The sequence below is a fragment of the Arthrobacter sp. TJ-240 genome (assembly GCF_058269195.1).
The window spans coordinates 71863-87661 of sequence record NZ_JBZCNG010000010.1 but is presented as its reverse complement, the minus strand read 5'-3'; the positions used below and the strand labels follow the sequence as shown (position 1 = coordinate 87661).

17 protein-coding genes are annotated in these 15799 nt (G+C 70.3%); 3 read left to right on the top strand and 14 right to left on the bottom strand.

The window, feature by feature from the left end; all coding sequences use genetic code 11:
* Positions 1 to 128: 128 nt before the first annotated feature.
* The 10 genes from AC4D2C_RS18510 to AC4D2C_RS18465 all read right to left on the bottom strand — a co-directional run bounded on the left by AC4D2C_RS18510 (position 129) and on the right by AC4D2C_RS18465 (position 8724).
* The gene (locus AC4D2C_RS18510; RefSeq protein ID WP_490916274.1) at positions 129 to 929 is read right to left on the bottom strand and encodes a metal-dependent transcriptional regulator; all 801 of its coding nucleotides are present in this window, start codon (positions 927 to 929) and stop codon (positions 129 to 131) included.
* The gene (locus AC4D2C_RS18505) at positions 929 to 1810 is read right to left on the bottom strand and encodes a metal ABC transporter permease (protein ID WP_490907585.1); all 882 of its coding nucleotides are present in this window, start codon (positions 1808 to 1810) and stop codon (positions 929 to 931) included. Before AC4D2C_RS18505 ends, AC4D2C_RS18510 begins: the two co-directional genes overlap by 1 nt.
* A gap of 1 nt (position 1811) precedes the next feature.
* The gene (locus AC4D2C_RS18500) at positions 1812 to 2609 is read right to left on the bottom strand and encodes a metal ABC transporter ATP-binding protein (RefSeq protein WP_490916273.1); all 798 of its coding nucleotides are present in this window, start codon (positions 2607 to 2609) and stop codon (positions 1812 to 1814) included.
* Positions 2606 to 3529, bottom strand: coding sequence for a metal ABC transporter substrate-binding protein (locus AC4D2C_RS18495; RefSeq protein WP_490916272.1), 924 nt, complete (start codon positions 3527 to 3529; stop codon positions 2606 to 2608). Before AC4D2C_RS18495 ends, AC4D2C_RS18500 begins: the two co-directional genes overlap by 4 nt.
* A 31-nt stretch (positions 3530 to 3560) precedes the next feature.
* Entirely contained in the window at positions 3561 to 4349 is a 789-nt protein-coding gene (locus AC4D2C_RS18490; RefSeq protein WP_490916270.1) for a class I SAM-dependent methyltransferase, read from the bottom strand.
* Positions 4336 to 5145 (bottom strand): histidinol-phosphatase, encoded by an 810-nt coding sequence (hisN, locus tag AC4D2C_RS18485; RefSeq protein ID WP_104049636.1) that lies wholly within the window; start codon positions 5143 to 5145, stop codon positions 4336 to 4338. Before hisN ends, AC4D2C_RS18490 begins: the two co-directional genes overlap by 14 nt.
* A gap of 143 nt (positions 5146 to 5288) precedes the next feature.
* The gene (locus tag AC4D2C_RS18480) at positions 5289 to 5492 is read right to left on the bottom strand and encodes a cold-shock protein (protein WP_043446208.1); all 204 of its coding nucleotides are present in this window, start codon (positions 5490 to 5492) and stop codon (positions 5289 to 5291) included.
* A 186-nt stretch (positions 5493 to 5678) separates the two neighbouring features.
* Positions 5679 to 6809: a ribosome small subunit-dependent GTPase A gene (gene rsgA / locus AC4D2C_RS18475; protein ID WP_490916268.1), complete on the bottom strand. Its 1131-nt coding sequence runs from the start codon at positions 6807 to 6809 to the stop codon at positions 5679 to 5681.
* Positions 6806 to 8170, bottom strand: a complete 1365-nt coding sequence (gene aroA / locus AC4D2C_RS18470) for a 3-phosphoshikimate 1-carboxyvinyltransferase (protein WP_490916267.1) — start codon at positions 8168 to 8170, stop codon at positions 6806 to 6808. Before aroA ends, rsgA begins: the two co-directional genes overlap by 4 nt.
* 5 nt (positions 8171 to 8175) lie before the next feature.
* Positions 8176 to 8724 carry a DoxX family protein gene (locus AC4D2C_RS18465; RefSeq protein WP_490907579.1) on the bottom strand — a complete coding sequence of 183 codons (549 nt, stop codon included), beginning with the start codon at positions 8722 to 8724 and terminating at the stop codon, positions 8176 to 8178.
* A gap of 324 nt (positions 8725 to 9048) precedes the next feature.
* Between AC4D2C_RS18465 and AC4D2C_RS18460 the strand changes: the two genes are divergently transcribed.
* Positions 9049 to 9744: a sigma-70 family RNA polymerase sigma factor gene (locus AC4D2C_RS18460; RefSeq protein WP_490907578.1), complete on the top strand. Its 696-nt coding sequence runs from the start codon at positions 9049 to 9051 to the stop codon at positions 9742 to 9744.
* Positions 9741 to 10001 (top strand): mycothiol system anti-sigma-R factor, encoded by a 261-nt coding sequence (gene rsrA, locus AC4D2C_RS18455; RefSeq protein ID WP_104049641.1) that lies wholly within the window; start codon positions 9741 to 9743, stop codon positions 9999 to 10001. Before AC4D2C_RS18460 ends, rsrA begins: the two co-directional genes overlap by 4 nt.
* Positions 10002 to 10085: 84 nt before the next feature.
* Here rsrA and AC4D2C_RS18450 read toward each other — a convergent pair whose 3' ends face one another.
* Positions 10086 to 10160: a 50S ribosomal protein bL37 gene (locus tag AC4D2C_RS18450; protein ID WP_369299106.1), complete on the bottom strand. Its 75-nt coding sequence runs from the start codon at positions 10158 to 10160 to the stop codon at positions 10086 to 10088.
* 147 nt (positions 10161 to 10307) lie between these two features.
* On the opposite strand from AC4D2C_RS18450, the gene AC4D2C_RS18445 reads away from it, so the two are divergent.
* The gene (locus AC4D2C_RS18445; protein ID WP_490916266.1) at positions 10308 to 11273 is read left to right on the top strand and encodes a zinc-binding dehydrogenase; all 966 of its coding nucleotides are present in this window, start codon (positions 10308 to 10310) and stop codon (positions 11271 to 11273) included.
* Positions 11274 to 11398: 125 nt separating this feature from the next.
* Here AC4D2C_RS18445 and AC4D2C_RS18440 read toward each other — a convergent pair whose 3' ends face one another.
* From AC4D2C_RS18440 to AC4D2C_RS18430, 3 genes are read right to left on the bottom strand one after another with little or no spacing between them, the layout of a single operon-like run.
* Positions 11399 to 13180: an ABC transporter ATP-binding protein gene (locus AC4D2C_RS18440; RefSeq protein ID WP_490916265.1), complete on the bottom strand. Its 1782-nt coding sequence runs from the start codon at positions 13178 to 13180 to the stop codon at positions 11399 to 11401.
* On the bottom strand, positions 13180 to 14214 hold the full coding sequence (locus AC4D2C_RS18435; protein ID WP_490916264.1) for an ABC transporter permease: 1035 nt from the start codon (positions 14212 to 14214) through the stop codon (positions 13180 to 13182). Before AC4D2C_RS18435 ends, AC4D2C_RS18440 begins: the two co-directional genes overlap by 1 nt.
* Positions 14215 to 14223: 9 nt before the next feature.
* Positions 14224 to 15756, bottom strand: coding sequence for an ABC transporter permease (locus AC4D2C_RS18430; RefSeq protein WP_490916263.1), 1533 nt, complete (start codon positions 15754 to 15756; stop codon positions 14224 to 14226).
* Positions 15757 to 15799: the final 43 nt, after the last annotated feature.

The window sequence follows — 15799 nt, the reverse complement described above, 5'->3', positions numbered from 1 at the left end:
GGCGTCGGGGACAGGGCGGGAACAGGGCGGTGCGCGGCGGGCGCGCATCCCGATCAGTCTAGGAGCGGGCACAGCGCATGGGCGAGCGCTCGGCTGCCGTGGCGCGCCCGACCGCGTGGCCGGGCGGGTCACTGCGGCGCGCGGAGGGTGCACCCCTCGTGGGGGACGGTCGTCTCGATCCACAGGGCGCGGGCGAGGGCGGCGTCCACCGCCAGCGTCCGCGCCGCGGGCGAGGGTGGCGCGGGCGCGGATGGCGCGGCATCCCGGCCGGCGTCATGGCGGGTGTCCCCGGCGTCCCCGGGAATACCGACGCGCAGCTCCAGCACCGAACCGGCATCAGGGCGTCCCAGGCGCAGGTCGGCGTCAAGCCCTATGCCGTGCCGGTCGAGGAGGCGCAGGACGTCGGGGTCCTCGTCGCTGACCCGCACGAGCCGGCCCGCGTGGCCGTCGTCGACCCCGTCGAGGCGATGCGCCGGCGGATACTCGACGGAGCCGTCGGCGGCCGGGATGGGGTCCCCGTGGGGGTCGCGCCGCGGGCGGCCGAGCTTCGCATCGAGGCGTTCGATGAAGGCGTCGGAGACGGTGTGCTCGAGGAGCTCGGCTTCGTCGTGCACCTCGTCCCAGCCGTAGCCGAGCTCCGTGACGAGGAAGGTCTCGATGAGCCGGTGCCGCCGGACCATGGCGAGGGCGAGCGTCCGGCCCGAAGAGGTGAGGGCGATGGGACCGTACTTCCGGTGGTCCGCGAGGCCGAGGTCCACGAGCTTCGCGACCATCCCCGTCACCGAGGAGTTGGCGACCGACAGGCGCGTGGCCAGGTGCGTGGCGGTCATGGCCGTGTCCTGCCACTCGGTGAAGGCGTAGACGGCCTTCACGTAGTCCTGCACGCTGGTCGATTCGATGCTGAGGACGGCGCCCCTGCGACCCGCCATCAGGCCGCAGCCCGTGCGGCCGGGCCGCTGCGTGCCCCGACGCGCCGTCGGGCCCGCCAGAGCATCCCGTCGGGCCGGGCGAAGAGGTAGACGGCGGCGAACACGAGGGCCTGGCACAGGACCACCGCCGCGCCGGTGGAGATGTCCAGGTAGTAGCTGGCGTAGATCCCGGACACGGACGCCGCCACGGTGAGCACGACGGCGATGCCGAGCATGCGGTCGAAGCTGCGGGACAGCAGGAAGGCCGTGGCACCGGGGGTGATGAGCATGGCCACCACGAGGATGATGCCGACGGCCTGCAGGCCGACGACGACGGTGAGGGCGAGCAGCCCCAGCAGCAGCGCGGACAGCAGCCGGATATTGAGCCCGATCACGTGGGCGTGGGTGCGGTCGAAGGCGAGGAGGGTGAGGTCGCGCCGCTTGAACAGCAGGACGGCGAGGGTCACGGCGCCGAGGACCAGCACCTGCCACACATCGGCGGCGGACACCCCGAGGACGTTGCCGAACAGGATGTGCATGAGGTCGATCTGGGACGGCGTCGCGGAGACGATGGCGAGGCCCGACGCGAAGAGGGCCGTGAACACCACACCGATCACGGTGTCGGCCTTCAGCTTCGTGGTGGAACGGACCACGCCGATGAGAGCGACCGCTCCGGCGCCGAAGACGAACGCGCCGATGGAGAACGGGATCCCCAGGATGTAGGCGAGGGCCACGCCCGGGAGGACGGCGTGCGAGACGGCGTCGCCCATGAGCGACCAGCCCATGAGGATCAGCCAGCACGAGAGGACAGCGGCCACCACGGCCGCGGCCACCGTGACGGCGAGGGCCCGCGTGAGGAAGCCGTACTGCAGCGGCTCGAGGAAGAAGGCGAGGAGGTCCATGTCAGAAACCGCCGTCGGAGCGCGACGCCGCAGCCGGGGCCACGGGGACCTCCGGGTCCGCGGGTGCGGATCCGAAGGCCCGCGCGAGGTTGCCGTGCGTGAGCACCTGCGCCGGTTCACCCGATGCCAGGACGCGCCGGTGCAGGAGGACCGCCTCGTCGCACAGGGCGGGGACCCCGGCGAGATCGTGGGTGGAGACGAGCACCGACCGGCCCTCGTCGCGGAGTGCCTTCAGGAGGTCCGTCATGGTGCGCTCGCTGGCCTGGTCCACGCCCGCGAACGGCTCGTCGAGCAGGAGCAGCCGGGCGTCCTGCGCGATGCTCCGGGCGATGAACACGCGCTTGCGCTGGCCGCCGGACAGCTGGCCGATCTGCCGCCTCCGCAGCGCGGTGAGGCCCACCCGTTCCAGGGCGTCGCCCACTGCAGCGCGGTCGGCGGCCCCGAGGCGGCGGGCGGCGCCCAGGCGTCCGTACAACCCCATGGCGACGACGTCGGAGACCGAGACCGGGAAGGTCCAGTCGACCTCCTCGGCCTGCGGCATGTAGGCGACGAGGCCCCGCTTCCGCGCCTGCGTGGTGGTCGTCCCGAAGAGCTCGACGCTGCCCTCCCGTGGAACCAGGAGCCCCATGAGGGCCTTGAACAGCGTCGACTTCCCGGAGCCGTTCACGCCGATCAGCCCGCAGATCCTGCCGGCCGCCAGCGCGAGCGAGACGTCGTCGAGCGCGTGCACCTCGTCGTAGCGGACGGTGAGGTGCCGGACGTCGAGGACCGGGGCGTCGGGGTGGAGGTCGGTGGTCATCGTGTGATTCCCTCCGCGATGGTCTCGAGGTCGTAGCGGATGAGGTCGAGGAACGTGGGGACGGGGCCGTCGGGCCCGGAGAGCGAGTCCACGTAGAGCGTGCCGCCGAGGTCCGCGCCGGTGGCCAGGGCCACCTGCTCCTGGGCGGAGGCGTTGACCGTGGATTCGCAGAAGAGCGTCCGTACCCCGTGGTCCTCGACGAAACCGATGACGTCGCGGATCTGGCGGGGCGTCCCCTCCGAGTCGGCGTTCACCGGCCAGATGAACGCCTCCGCGAGTCCGGCGTCGCGGGCGAGGTAGGAGAACGCCCCCTCGCAGGTCACCAGGGCCGGCGTGCCGACGCCGGCGATGTCGGCGCGGAAGGCCACCAGCAGTTCCGCCAGATCCTCCTTCAGCCGCTGCCCGTTCGCCTCGAAGTCGGCGGTGTGCTCGGGAGCGAGCCCGGAGAGGGCGTCCACGGTGTTGTCCACGTAGACCTGCGCGGCGAGCGGGGACATCCACGCGTGCGGGTTGGCGTGCCCGCTGTAGTCGCCCGAGCGGATGTCCACGGGCTCCACGCCGTCGGACAGGACCACATGCGGGGCGTCGACGGCGGTGAGGAAGCGCTCGAACCACCGCTCGAGCCCGAGCCCGTTGTCGAGGATGAGGTCGGCGTCCTGCGCCCGGACGAGGTCGGACGGCGTCGGCTCGTAGCCGTGGATCTCCGCGCCGACCTTCGTGATGGACTCGACACGCACATGCTCGCCGGCGACAGTGCCGGCGAGATCCGCGAGCACCGAGAAGGTGGTCAGGACGAGCGGGCGGTCGTCCTCCGGCGCCTGGTGCCCGGGGGAGGCGGCGCATCCGCCGAGCACGGCGAGGACGACCACGCACCGCGCGATGCGTGCAGGGGCGGAACTGCCGAGCAGATACCGAGGCATACCCCAAAGTAGCTTTTAGGCATGCCGAAATCTAGTCGGGAAGCAGGGACGCCCGCCAGGCATGGGTGTAGTAGGGGACCCGCACCACGGCATCGGGCGGGAACGCGAGGTACTCGGTGAGGTACCAGCGCAGGTTCGTCTCGACGCGGGCGCGCCCGGCGGGCGAAGCGCGTCGGTAGTGGCTGCGGGAGCGCGTCAGGTCCACGAGGTCGGGAACGGTGAGCTCCTGCGACCAATGCACGAGGATGTCCTCCGGTGGCCCGAAGGCCGGCCCGAAGATGGGGCGGTACGCGGGGGAGAAGACATCACCTGCGTGCATGATGCGGGACAGGCGGTGCACCCATGGCAGGGAGACGTCGAGCTGGTTCCACAGCAGCGCGAGCCGGCCGCCGCGTGTGAGCACGCGGGCGGCTTCCCGGACCGTCGCGGGATGGTCGCACCAGTGCCAGGTCTGGGCGAGCGTGAGGAGGTCGACTGAGGCGTCCGGCAGGGGGGAGTGCTCGGCAGTGCCCGGGAGGGCGGGCACACCGGGCAGTCGGGTCGAGAGGACGGCCAGCATGTCCTCGGACGGATCGACGGCGGTCACCTCGAGGCCGCTGTCCACCAGGAGGGCGGTGAAGATGCCGGTCCCGGCGCCGATATCGGCAGCCCGGCGGGCATGCGGGGGGACGATCCAGTCGGCGACGGCGGCAGGATAGCCGGGCCGCACGCGGTCGTACCGCCCCGCGCCCGAGAGGTAGGCGTCCGCCAGTTCCCGGCGGCGCTGCCCAGCGAGGCGTGGTCCGCCCTGCGAGCCGCGCGGGCTGCTAGAGGAGGTCATCCACGTCCGGGTTGAGGGTCCGCAGGACCTCGCTGTGCAGGGATCCGTTGGTCGCGAGGGCGTTGCCGCCGAAGGGCCCGTCCTCGCCGTCGAGCGACGTGAACCGGCCGCCGGCCTCGGTCACGATGGGCACGAGCGCTGCCATGTCGTGCAGGTTCAGCTCCGGTTCGCACGCGATGTCCACGGAGCCCTCGGCCACGAGGCAGTAGGACCAGAAGTCGCCGTAGGCGCGGGTGCGCCACACGCGGTCGGTCAGGTTGACGAACTCCGCCAGGGCGCCGCGCTCCCGCCAGCCGGACAGGCTGGAGTAGGACAGCGAGGCGTCCGCGAGCCGGGAGACGTTGGAGACGCGGAGGCGCTGGGCGGCGGCGAGTGACTTCCCGGTGTAGGCGCCGGTCCCCTGCGCCGCCCACCACCGCTTGCCGAGTGCCGGCGCGCTGACCAGGCCGACGACCGGCCGGCCGTCGTCGATCAGGGAGATGAGGGTCGCCCACACGGGCACGCCGCGCACGAAGTTCTTGGTGCCGTCGATGGGATCGATGACCCAGCGGCGTGAGCCCGAACCGGTGCTGCCGAACTCCTCGCCGAGCACCGCGTCGCGTGGCCTGGCCCGGGAGAGCTGGCCGCGGATGGCCTCCTCGGCGCTCTTGTCGGCGTCCGTCACGGGGGTGAGGTCGGGCTTCGTCTCGACGCGCAGGTCGAGCGCCTTGAAACGGGCCATGGTCTGGTCGTCCACCGAATCGGCCATGATGTGGGCGAGACGGAGGTCGTCGTTGTAGCCCTGCGTGAAACTCATACCGATCAACCTATCCTCTGGGCGGGCGCATCAGGCGCTGCCGGCGCGGGCGGGGCGGGTGTGCCCGGACAGCGGAAAGCCACCGCGGGCTCGCGCCGCGCGGTGGCTTTCGGTCCGTCGCCGCACTGCGGCACGGGAGGGAATCAGAGAACGGTGATGTTCTCGGCCTGGGGGCCCTTGGGGCCCTGGGTGGTCTCGAAGTTGACCTTCTGGTTCTCTTCGAGGGAACGGTAGCCGTTCGAGTTGATCGCGGAGAAGTGGGCGAACACGTCAGCGCCGCCGTCCTCGGGAGCGATGAAGCCGAAGCCCTTTTCGGCGTTGAACCATTTCACTGTGCCAGTAGCCATGTCGTACATCCTTACCTGGGAGAGCGCCCCGACGTTCGGGGGCTCATCGTGGTGTTCGTTACCCGCTTATCAAAAAAGCTGTCGAACTCCAGGTGGAGGGTCAAGGCTTAGAGATGTAATGCGCAAACAACAACTTCGTTCACTCTAACAGCCCGGGGGCCGGCACCTGACATCGTGTGCCGGATATCACTGCTGGCCGAGCTCCTTGGCGTCATGGGCACTGCCCCGCGCCTCCGCCGTCCCGGCCGTCAGCAGGCGCCGCAGGCTGGCGAGGCGGACGGGGCCGGAGTCCCCGGCGAGCCCCTCCTCCACATAGCTGTCGAGTCCGCAGTCGACGGCGTGGTCGTCGTGCCGGCACCCGCGCTCGCAGCGCTCGGTACCCGGCTCGAGGTCGGGGAAGGCCTTCAGGATGCGGTCGGCGTCCACGTGCGCAAGACCGAACGACCGGATGCCGGGGGTGTCGATGATCCAGGTGCCCGGGGCGGCATCGGCGGCCTTGAGGGCGAGGGCCGACGACGACGTGTGGCGTCCCCTGCCCGTGACGGCGTTGACGCCGCCCGTGGCGCGCGTGGACCCGGTGAGGGCGTTCACCATGGTCGACTTCCCGACGCCGGAGTGTCCGAGCAGCACGCTGACCTGCCCGTCGAGTTCGTCGCGGAGGGCATCGACGGCGCCGTGCGAGAGACGAGCCGATTCGCCGTCGTCGGAGGTGGCGTCGATCCCGACGCCCTCGTCCGTCCTGCTGATGATCACGCGCAGGTCGAGGTGCTCGTAGTTGGCGAGGAGCGCGGCCGGGTCACGGAGGTCGGCCTTGGTGATGCACAGGAGCGGCTCGATCCCGGCGTCGTAGGCGGCCACGAGGGCGCGGTCGATGAACCCAGTGCGCGGTTCCGGATTGGCCGCGGCGACGACGATGACGAGCTGGTCCGCGTTGGCGACGACGACCCGCTCCACCGGGTCCGTGTCGTCCGCGCTGCGGCGCAGGACGGTGTGCCGTTCCTCGATCCGGACGAGGCGCGCGAGGGAGTCGGGGCCGCCGGAGAGGTCACCGACGAGGGCCACGAGATCGCCGGCGACGACGGCGCTGCGGCGCAGTTCGCGAGCGCGTGCGGCGATGACGGTCCGCTCGTCGGGGGTGTCCTCGTCCACGACCGTGGTGTAGCGCCCGCGGTCGACGGTCACCACCCGTCCGGTCACGGCGTCGTCGTAGGCGGGTCGCGTCTTGGTGCGCGGGCGGGACCCCTTCTTGTTGGGGCGGATCCGGACGTCGGACTCGTCCCAGGCCCGCGATCCGCGACGGTTGCCGGCCTCGCTCATGCCCGGTCCGCCGTTCCGCCCGTGCCTGTTCCCGTCCCCGTGCCCGTCCCCGTGACCGCGGCCCAGAGGGCGGGGAATTCGGGCAGGGTCTTGGCCGTGGTCGCGATGTTCTCGACCTCGACGCCGTCCACGGCCAGGCCGATGATCGCCCCGGCGGTCGCCATCCGGTGGTCGTCGTAGGTGTGGAACACGCCGCCGTGCAGGGGGGCCGGGCGGATGACGAGACCGTCGGCCGTCTCCTCGGCGTCGCCGCCGAGCGCGTTGATCTCGGCGACGAGTGCGGCGAGCCGGTCCGTCTCGTGCCCGCGGAGATGCGCGATGCCGGTGAGGGTCGACGGCGTGTCCGCCAGGGCGCACATGGCCGCGACCGTGGGGGCGAGCTCGGAGGTGTCGGCGAACGTGCCGCCGGAGATCGAGGGTCCGCCCGTGACGGTCAGGACGCCGTCGTCGAGGCTCGTCCGCGCGCCCATGAGCGGCAGGATGCGTCGCCATGCGTCGCCCACCTGGGTGGTGCCGTCCGGCCAGTTGCGCACGCGGACGGTGCCGCCGGTGACGAGGGCGGCGGCGAGGAACGGTCCGGCGTTGGAGAGGTCCGGTTCCACTGCTACGTCGAAGGCCGCGATGGGCCCGGGGGAGACCCGCCAGTGGTCCGGGACGGAATCGTCGACGGCCACCCCGAGGGACCGCAGCACCGATACGGTCATCCGCACGTGGTCGAGGCTGGGGACGGGCTTGCCGACGTGCTCGAGGTGCAGTCCCTCGGTGAAGCGGGCGCCCACGAGGAGCAGCGCCGAGACGAACTGGGAGGACGCGGACGCGTCGATGACGAGTCGTCCGCCACGGACGCGCCCGTCGCCCTCGATACCGAACGGCAGTGCACCGGCCCCGCCGTCGTCGACCGCCACCCCGAGGCCGCGCAGTGCCGCGATGATGCTGCCCATCGGGCGGCGGCGTGCATGGGGGTCGCCGTCGAACCGGGTGGTGCCGGTGACGAGTCCGGCGAGGGGCGGGACGAAGCGCATGACCGTGCCGGCCAACCCGCAGTCGACGGCGCGGTCGGCCGGTGAGCCGGGACCGGCCTGCAGGGGGGTGACGCGGAGGTCCGGGCCGAAGCCGCCGTCGCCCGGCACCTCCTCGATGACGGCTCCGAGCGCCCGCAGGGCGCCCACCATCAGTGCGGAGTCACGGGAGTGGAGGGGCCGCCGGATGAGGCACGGGCCGTCGGCCAGAGCCGCGAGGACGAGGTAGCGGTTGGTGAGCGATTTGGAGCCGGGAACCGAGATCCCGGCGTCCACGGGATGCGTCAGGCGGGGTGCCCGCCACAGAGCCTGGTCGGACACCCCGCCTGAGGCAACGGTCATGTCGCTTAGGAACCGACGACGTCGGCAGCGGTCTTGCGCACGGCCAGGTCGGCCTTCTTCAGCTGCTTGCGGGCATCCCTGCTCAGGCCGGCGGCGTTCTTCTTCGCGTCCCGGGCGAGGTGCTCGGCGCGCCAGGCGATGCCCGGGCGGCCGTTGGTGTCCACGGCGGCGAGCAGGACGGCACCGATGAGCGAGAGGTGCTTGAGCAGCTGCGCGCGGCGGGCCTTCTTGGCCGCCGGCGTCGAGGCATCCGCTGAGCGGTAGTCGACGAGGGCGTTGACCGTCGCGGTCACGGTCAGCAGCAGGGCCGCGACGCGGGAGAACCGCCCGATGCCGAGCAGGAGTGCCGCCCCGACCTGCGTGGCGCCGAGGACCTGGCCCACGAGCTTCTCGTTGCTCGTGAGCGCGGCGGCGGACGGGACCACCTTGGTCACCCCGGCCAGGACGGGCTTGAGCTGCGGGGCCGTGGCGCCGGCCGTACGGTACCGGTCGACGCCGGAGAACACGAAGCTGCTGGCGAGCAGGGGTCGGGCGATTACGCGGACAAGGGTCACAACTGCCTCCTGGTTGCCGGCGGGGTGCGCCGGGCATCGGTTCGGTACTGCGTCGTCAAAGTACTAAGCACGCTGGGTCCAGTTTTGCATGCCGTGCCGCACGGGGCGATCCGGAACCCGCCGGCCTGCAGGAATGGAACAGGAATAGAAGGGGCTGCGGGCAGGTTGGAGAAGGCGTAACGGGAACGGCAGGCGAAAGGGGACGCACGGATGACAGGTGCACGGACCGCGACGGTCGACAGACCAGGGTTCCAGCTCACGACGACGGTCAAGCACGACGCCCCCACGGGGCCCGCGCGGGTTCGGCGCGTAGACTTTGCCACGATGAATACCACAGCCCCCGCAGGCAGCAGCCAGGCCGAAGATGCAGAGTTGGACGTGTCGACGGAGTCCGAGGCGGACCGTAAGGCGCGCTTCGAGCGTGACGCCATGCAGTACGTGGACCAGCTCTACTCCGCGGCGATGCGCATGGCCCGGAACCCGAGCGACGCCGAGGACCTGGTGCAGGAGGCTTACACCAAGGCGTTCTCCGCCTTCCACCAGTACAAGCCGGGAACCAACCTGAAGGCGTGGCTGTACCGGATCCTCACCAACACGTACATCAACCTCTACCGCAAGAGGCAGCGAGAGCCCCTGCAGTCCCACTCGGACACGATCGAGGACTGGCAGCTCGCGAAGGCCGCCGAGCACACCTCGGCCGGCCTGCGGTCTGCGGAGGCCGAGGCGCTGGACCACCTGCCCGACTCCGACGTGAAGAGCGCGCTGCAGGCGATCCCGGAGGAGTTCAGGCTCGCCGTGTACTTCTCCGACGTGGAGGGCTTCGCGTACAAGGAAATATCGGAAATCATGAACACGCCCATCGGGACCGTCATGTCCCGGCTGCATCGCGGCCGCAAGCTCCTGCGGGAACTGCTCGCCGAGTACGCGCACGAGCGGGGACTGGGTACCACCAGCGGTGCTGGTACCAAGACCCCGGTCGCCGCAGGTGCAGCGGGCAAGGAACAGGAGATGAAGAAATGAGCGATTGCGGTAGTTTGGGCGACTGCGCCGACTCGAGGATCGAGCGGCTGTACGAGTACCTCGACGGGGCGCTGTCCCATCAGGACCTCGTGGAGATCAAGGACCACCTGGACGGGTGCCCCCAGTGCGCCGAGGAGCACGATCTCGAGTGCGTCATCCGCTCGGTCGTGAAGCGGTCCTGCACGGAAGTCGCGCCGTCGACCCTGAAGGCCAGCATCCTCGACCGCATCAGCCACCTCCAGTCCGTGGACCACTGACGGACCGGTAGCGCGGTCACGACGACAAAGAAGAACCTCCGGCCCAGCGGGCCGGAGGTTCTTCTTTCGTACTGACGCCTGGACTCAGGTGTTGGGGCGCTTACCGTGGTTCGCGCCTCCACGCTTCCGGTCGCGGCGCTTGCGTGCTCGCTTGCTCATGGCTGCCTCCTTCTTCTTCAGGCACTGCAGTCGTGCAGAACTGGTCCCAAGTCTCCCATACGCCGGCCTGCCCCGCCTAAACAGGACCCGTCGGGGGAGCCCGTGCTTAGGATGAGGGCGACCATCCATGACCGAAGGAGCTTATGCATGCGCGCCGCCTACGCAGCCACCCAGTCCACGGACGATCCGCTCGCCGGCCTCACCGTGGGGGACGTGGAGCTACCCGACGCACCCGACGGCTTCCGCCGGGTGCGGGTCGTGGCGTCCTGCCTGAACCACCACGACCTCTGGTCGCTCAGGGGAGTGGGGCTCCCGCAGGAGCGCCTGCCCATGGTGCTCGGCTGCGACGCCGCCGGGATCGACGACGACGGCGCCGAGGTGATCGTCCACGGCGTCGTGTCCTCGCCCGACTGGCGCGGCGACGAGACTCTGGACCCACGGCGGTCCCTCCTGTCCGAGCGGTACCCGGGCACCATGGCGGACTACGTGTGGGTGCCCGAGCGGAACCTCGTGCCCAAGCCCCCGGAGCTCTCCTTCGAGGAGGCGGCGTGCCTGCCCACGGCCTGGCTCACCGCGTACCGCATGCTCTTCACGGTCTCCCCGGCTGCCCCGGGCTCCACCGTGCTGGTCCAGGGGGCGGGCGGTGGCGTGGCCACCGCGCTCATCGCGCTCGCCGCGGCGGCGGGCTACCGCGTGTGGGCCACGAGCCGCAGCGAGGACAAGCGGCAGCGTGCGCTCGACCTCGGCGCCGAGCAGGTGTTCGACGCCGGCGCGCGGCTGCCCGAGCGCGTGGACGTCGTCTTCGACTCGGTCGGCGAGGCCACGTGGGCGCACTCCCTGAAGTCGCTCGTGCCGGGCGGGACCGTGGTGACGTGCGGGGCGACGAGCGGACCTGCTCCGTCCGCGGACCTGAACCGGGTGTTCTTCCTCCAGCTGCGGGTGCTCGGCTCGACCATGGGCACCCGCGAGGAACTCGAGCGGCTCACGCGCTTCCTCGTGGCCACCGGCGTCCGGCCGGTCATCGACGCGGTCCTGCCCCTCGACGACGCCGCCGAGGGTTTCCGGCGCATGCTCGACGGGGACGTGTTCGGGAAGATCGTCTTCCGCCATTGAGGTCACCGGGGATCATTGAGAATCCACCGGGGCTCCACTAGGACTCCACGGCACGGACGAAAGGAGACCCTCCGCTGGCGGAGGGTCTCCTTTCGTGTTTCGGTCTCGCCTCGGATGTGGGACGGCTAGTCGACGGCGCCGGCCGCCATGAGGGCGGAGCGCTGCTCCCGGCGCAGCGCCTGGTGCGCCGGGTCCGGCACGGGCGCCGCGGCGAGCAGGCGGCGCGTGTACGGATCGCGCGGGTACTTCAGGATCTGCTCGGTGGTGCCTTGTTCCACGAGGGTGCCCTTGTTGAGCACTGCGACGTGGCTGGCGAGGAGCTCCACGACGGCGAGGTCGTGGCTCACGAACAGGCAGGCGAACCCGCGTTCGCGCTGGAGGTCCTGCAGCAGCTCCAGGACCTTCGCCTGCACCGAGACGTCGAGCGCCGAGGTGGGCTCGTCCGCGACGAGGAGGTCCGGACGCAGCGACAGCGCACGGGCGATCCCGACGCGCTGGCGCTGCCCTCCGGAGAGCTCGTGCGGGTACCGGTTGCGGAAGGCGACGGGCAGCTGCACGTCCTCCAGCAGGGACGCCACGCGCTTGTCCAGCTCGGCGCGGCCGGGCTTCTCGTGCAGCAGCAGCGGCTCACCGATGCTCTCGCCGATGGACATCCTCGGGTTCAGGGACGCCGCGGGGTCCTGGAACACGATGGCGAACTTCTTGCGCAGCGGCAGCAGCTGCCGGGCGCTGAGCTCGGTGATGTCGGTGCCCCCGATGCTGACCCTGCCTCCGGAGGTCCTGATCAGGCCCGTGACGGCACGCGCGATGGTGGACTTGCCCGACCCGGACTCGCCGACCAGGCCGAGGACCTCACCGGGGTTGATGGTGAACGAGACGCCGGAGACCGCCTTGAAGGCCGGCTGGCGGAAACGTCCCGGGTACTCGATGTCCACGTCCCGGAGCTCGAGGGCAGGGACGACGCCGGTCGCGGTGTGCGTCTCCTGGGCACGGAGCGCCGCCTCCGCGTACTCCCTGTGGATGGTCGCCTGCCCGTCCACCACCTCGACGTCGGTGAGGACCCCGCCGACCTTCGACCCGAGGTGCGGGACGGCTCCGAGGAGCTGCTTCGTGTAGGCCTCGGCGGGGGCGGCGAACAGCTGCGCCGTGGGCGCCGCCTCGACGATGCGCCCGCGCTCCATGACCACCACGTGGTCGGCGAGGTCGGCGACCACGCCCATGTCGTGGGTGATGAGGAGTACCGCGCTGTTGAGCCGCTTGTTGAGCTTGCGCAGCAGGTCCAGGACCTCGGCCTGCACGGTGACGTCGAGCGCCGTCGTGGGCTCGTCCGCGATGAGCAGCATGGGGTCGTTGGCGAGGGCGATCGCGATCATGGCGCGCTGGCGCTGGCCACCCGAGAACTGGTGCGGGAAGTTGTCGTAGCGCCGCTCCGGTTCGGGGATCTCGACCATGCGCAGCAGCTCGATGGCGCGCGTCTTCGCCTGGGCGGGGGAGAGTTCCGTGTGCTGCTCGACCGCCTCGCGGATCTGCTCGCCGACCGTCAGCACGGGATTGAGTGCGGTCATGGGCTCCTGGAAGATCATGGCGATCTCGTTGCCGCGCACGCGGCGGAGCGTGCCCTGCGATGCGCCGATCAGCTCCTTGCCGAGCATCTTCGCGCTGCCCGAGGATCGGCCGTTGCGGGGCAGGAGGCCGAGCAGTGCCATGGAGGACATGCTCTTGCCGGACCCTGATTCACCGACGATCGCGAGGATCTCGCCGGGGTGGATCTCGTAGGAGACCTCCTCGGCGGCCATGACCCATTCGTTGTCGACGTTGAACTCCACGCCGAGGTTCCTGACCGCGAGGATGGGTCCGTTGCCGGGCACTGCCTGCTCATCCGAGATGATGACGGAACTGGTACTCATTACTGCTTCACCCTTGTCTGCTTGGGGTCGAACGCGTCGCGCAGGCCGTCTCCGATGAAGTTGACCGCGAGGGCGATGCCGATGATGAACACGCCCGGCCACAGGAACAGCCAGGGCCGCACGGTGAGGGCCGAGCGGTTGTCGTTGATGGCCTTGCCGAGCGAGGTGTCGGGTGCCGTGACCCCGAGGCCCAGGAAGCTGAGGCCGGTCTCCAGGAGGATGGCACCCGAGATGGCGAGCGTCGTCGAGACGATGATGACGCCGACCGTGTTCGGCAGGATGTGGCGGAAGATGATGCGGCCCGAGCTCGCACCGACCGACTTCGCCGACTCGACGAACTCCTTCTCGCGCAGGGAGAGGAACTCGCCGCGGACGAGCCTCGCGAGTCCCGTCCAGGTCACGGCACCGAGGAACAGGGCGAAGGGGATGATCCCGTACTTCGCGACGATACCGGCGACGGCTGCCGCGATGACGACCGTCGGGATGGTGATGACGACGTCGGTGATCCGCATGAGGAACGCCTCGGTCCAGCCGCGGAAGTAGCCCGCGAAGGCGCCAACGGTGGTGCCGATGACCATGGCCACGAGCCCGACGATGAACGCGATGATGAGCGAGGTCTGGATGCCGCGCATGGTCAGGGCGAAGTAGTCGCGCCCGAGGACGTCCTGGCCGAAGGGGTGCTCGCCGAGGCTGAAGGGCCACAGGGTGAGCGTGGGCTTGCCCTCGTTGAAGCGTGCGGCCAGCAAGTCGTAGTCCTTGTTCCACCAGCCGGGGATGCCGGCGAAGCCGATCGAGGTGAAGGCCAGGAGCACGATCAGCACCAGCAGGGCGATGCCGGCCAGCGCCCCCTTGTGGCGGAAGAACCGCTCCCGGATCAGGCGTCCCTGGCTCTTCGCCTCCGTGGTGCGGATGCGGTCGGTCTGGTCCCTCGTGGGGATCGCCGTCGCGATGTCGGTGTCCTGGCTCTGCAGCGTCATCTCGGACAGTTCCAGGGAGGCGCGGGAGTCGTCCCGCGGGTTCTCGTGATTACTCATGGGGATGTCCTAGCTCAGGGTGATACGCGGGTCGAGGAACGCGTAGGCGATGTCCGCCAGCATGTTGAACAGCACGGCGGCCGTGCCGACGACGAGGAAGAAGGCCATGACCGGCCCCGGATCCACGTGGCCGATGCCGTCGACGAACATCTTGCCCATGCCGTTCCAACCGAAGACCTGTTCGGTGATGACGGCGCCACCGAGGACGCCGGCGAAGTCGAAGGCCATGAGGGTGGTGATCGGGATCATCGCGTTGCGGAAGGCGTGCTTGACCAGGACGGTGCGTTCGCTCAGCCCTTTGGCGCGGGCGGTGCGGATGTAGTCCTGGTTCATGACGTCGAGCTGGCTCGCCCTGGTGTACCGGGTGTACGTGGCGAAGGAGATCAGCGTCAGTGCGATGGTCGGCAGGATAAGGTGCAGCGCGAAGTCCAGGTTGGTCTCCCAGAACGTGCCGTTGAGGTTCGCCGACTGCGAGCCGGTGGTGGGGATGGGGCGGCCGCCGGCCTTCGCCGAGAGGGCCGGGTACGCCTGCAGGAGGCGGTCGAGCATGATCAGCAGGCCCACCGAGACGGCGATGACCGCACCGATCTTCGCGGCCTGCGCCCGGAACGGTCCACCGACGATCCCGGCGACGACGTAGGCGAGGACCGCCATGACGACCACGAGGCCGACGACGACGAACCAGTTCGGGTCCTCGAGCAGCGGGATGGAGACGAGGTAGCCGACGAAGGCGACGCCGGCGGCGGCGAGTGCGGCGTGCAGCACGCGGCGCCGGCGGAACCCGGCGAGCAGGGCGGTCCAGAGCACGGCGATCCCGACGGCCGAGACGAGCATCCCGACCAGGCCGAGGCCCGGGTTGACGAACCAGCCCGTGACGAGCAGCAGGTACAGGGCGAGGGCTGTCACGACGGTCGCGGCGACGAAGACCGTGAGCCTGCGCCGGCGGTCACCGCCGACGGCGACGGCCCAGACCACGCCGGCGATCACCCCTATCAGGGCGATCGTGAGATACGAGAACTGTGGATTCGCCAACCACGTGTTGAGGTCGATCGCCAGGTACTGCTTGAGGAGCGTGGAGAGCCAGAACAGGGGCAGCGAGAAGAGCAGGAACGAGATGAACGTGACCGAGTAGTCGAACGTGCTGTACTGGCGGATCGCGGTGACAATCCCGACGATCACGCCGAGGACCAGGGCGAGGACCGTCGCGACGACCACGAGGCGCAGGGTGGAGCCCATGGCGTTCTCGAGCTGCGGGAGGACGGCCGCGCCGGTGCGGTCCTGTCCGAGGGTGCAGCTGATGCCGCCGGGGACGAGGCAGTGGCCTACTTCCTGCAGCCACATGAAGTAGCGGGGGATCGGCGGTACGTCGAGGTTCATGGCGGCGGTGCGGACCGCGATGGTCGCGGCCTTCTCCGGGCCGCTGGTCTCGCCGAGGTCCTCGAAGGGATCGCCCGACGAGATGGTGAGGAAGTACATCAGCGTGGTGGCTGCGAGCATGATGAAGAACGAGATGATCGTCCGCTTGGCGATGAAGTAGAACACGTGGGGGCTCCTAGGAAACGGTGCAGGCTGTCGCGGTGCCGGG

Excerpts from the sequence above, each read along its gene's own strand:
- rsgA (WP_490916268.1), bottom strand. The coding sequence starts at position 6,809 with ATGAGCGAGGCCGGCAACCGTCGCGGATCGCGGGCCTGGGACGAGTCC.
- AC4D2C_RS18495 (WP_490916272.1), bottom strand. The coding sequence starts at position 3,529 with ATGCCTCGGTATCTGCTCGGCAGTTCCGCCCCTGCACGCATCGCGCGG.
- AC4D2C_RS18480 (WP_043446208.1), bottom strand. The coding sequence starts at position 5,492 with ATGGCTACTGGCACAGTGAAATGGTTCAACGCCGAAAAGGGCTTCGGC.
- AC4D2C_RS18505 (WP_490907585.1), bottom strand. The coding sequence starts at position 1,810 with ATGGACCTCCTCGCCTTCTTCCTCGAGCCGCTGCAGTACGGCTTCCTC.
- AC4D2C_RS18500 (WP_490916273.1), bottom strand. The coding sequence starts at position 2,609 with ATGACCACCGACCTCCACCCCGACGCCCCGGTCCTCGACGTCCGGCAC.
- AC4D2C_RS18440 (WP_490916265.1), bottom strand. The coding sequence starts at position 13,180 with ATGAGTACCAGTTCCGTCATCATCTCGGATGAGCAGGCAGTGCCCGGC.
- aroA (WP_490916267.1), bottom strand. The coding sequence starts at position 8,170 with ATGACCGTTGCCTCAGGCGGGGTGTCCGACCAGGCTCTGTGGCGGGCA.
- AC4D2C_RS18445 (WP_490916266.1), top strand. The coding sequence starts at position 10,308 with ATGCGCGCCGCCTACGCAGCCACCCAGTCCACGGACGATCCGCTCGCC.
- hisN (WP_104049636.1), bottom strand. The coding sequence starts at position 5,145 with ATGAGTTTCACGCAGGGCTACAACGACGACCTCCGTCTCGCCCACATC.
- rsrA (WP_104049641.1), top strand. The coding sequence starts at position 9,741 with ATGAGCGATTGCGGTAGTTTGGGCGACTGCGCCGACTCGAGGATCGAG.
- AC4D2C_RS18490 (WP_490916270.1), bottom strand. The coding sequence starts at position 4,349 with ATGACCTCCTCTAGCAGCCCGCGCGGCTCGCAGGGCGGACCACGCCTC.
- AC4D2C_RS18510 (WP_490916274.1), bottom strand. The coding sequence starts at position 929 with ATGGCGGGTCGCAGGGGCGCCGTCCTCAGCATCGAATCGACCAGCGTG.
- AC4D2C_RS18435 (WP_490916264.1), bottom strand. The coding sequence starts at position 14,214 with ATGAGTAATCACGAGAACCCGCGGGACGACTCCCGCGCCTCCCTGGAA.
- AC4D2C_RS18460 (WP_490907578.1), top strand. The coding sequence starts at position 9,049 with ATGAATACCACAGCCCCCGCAGGCAGCAGCCAGGCCGAAGATGCAGAG.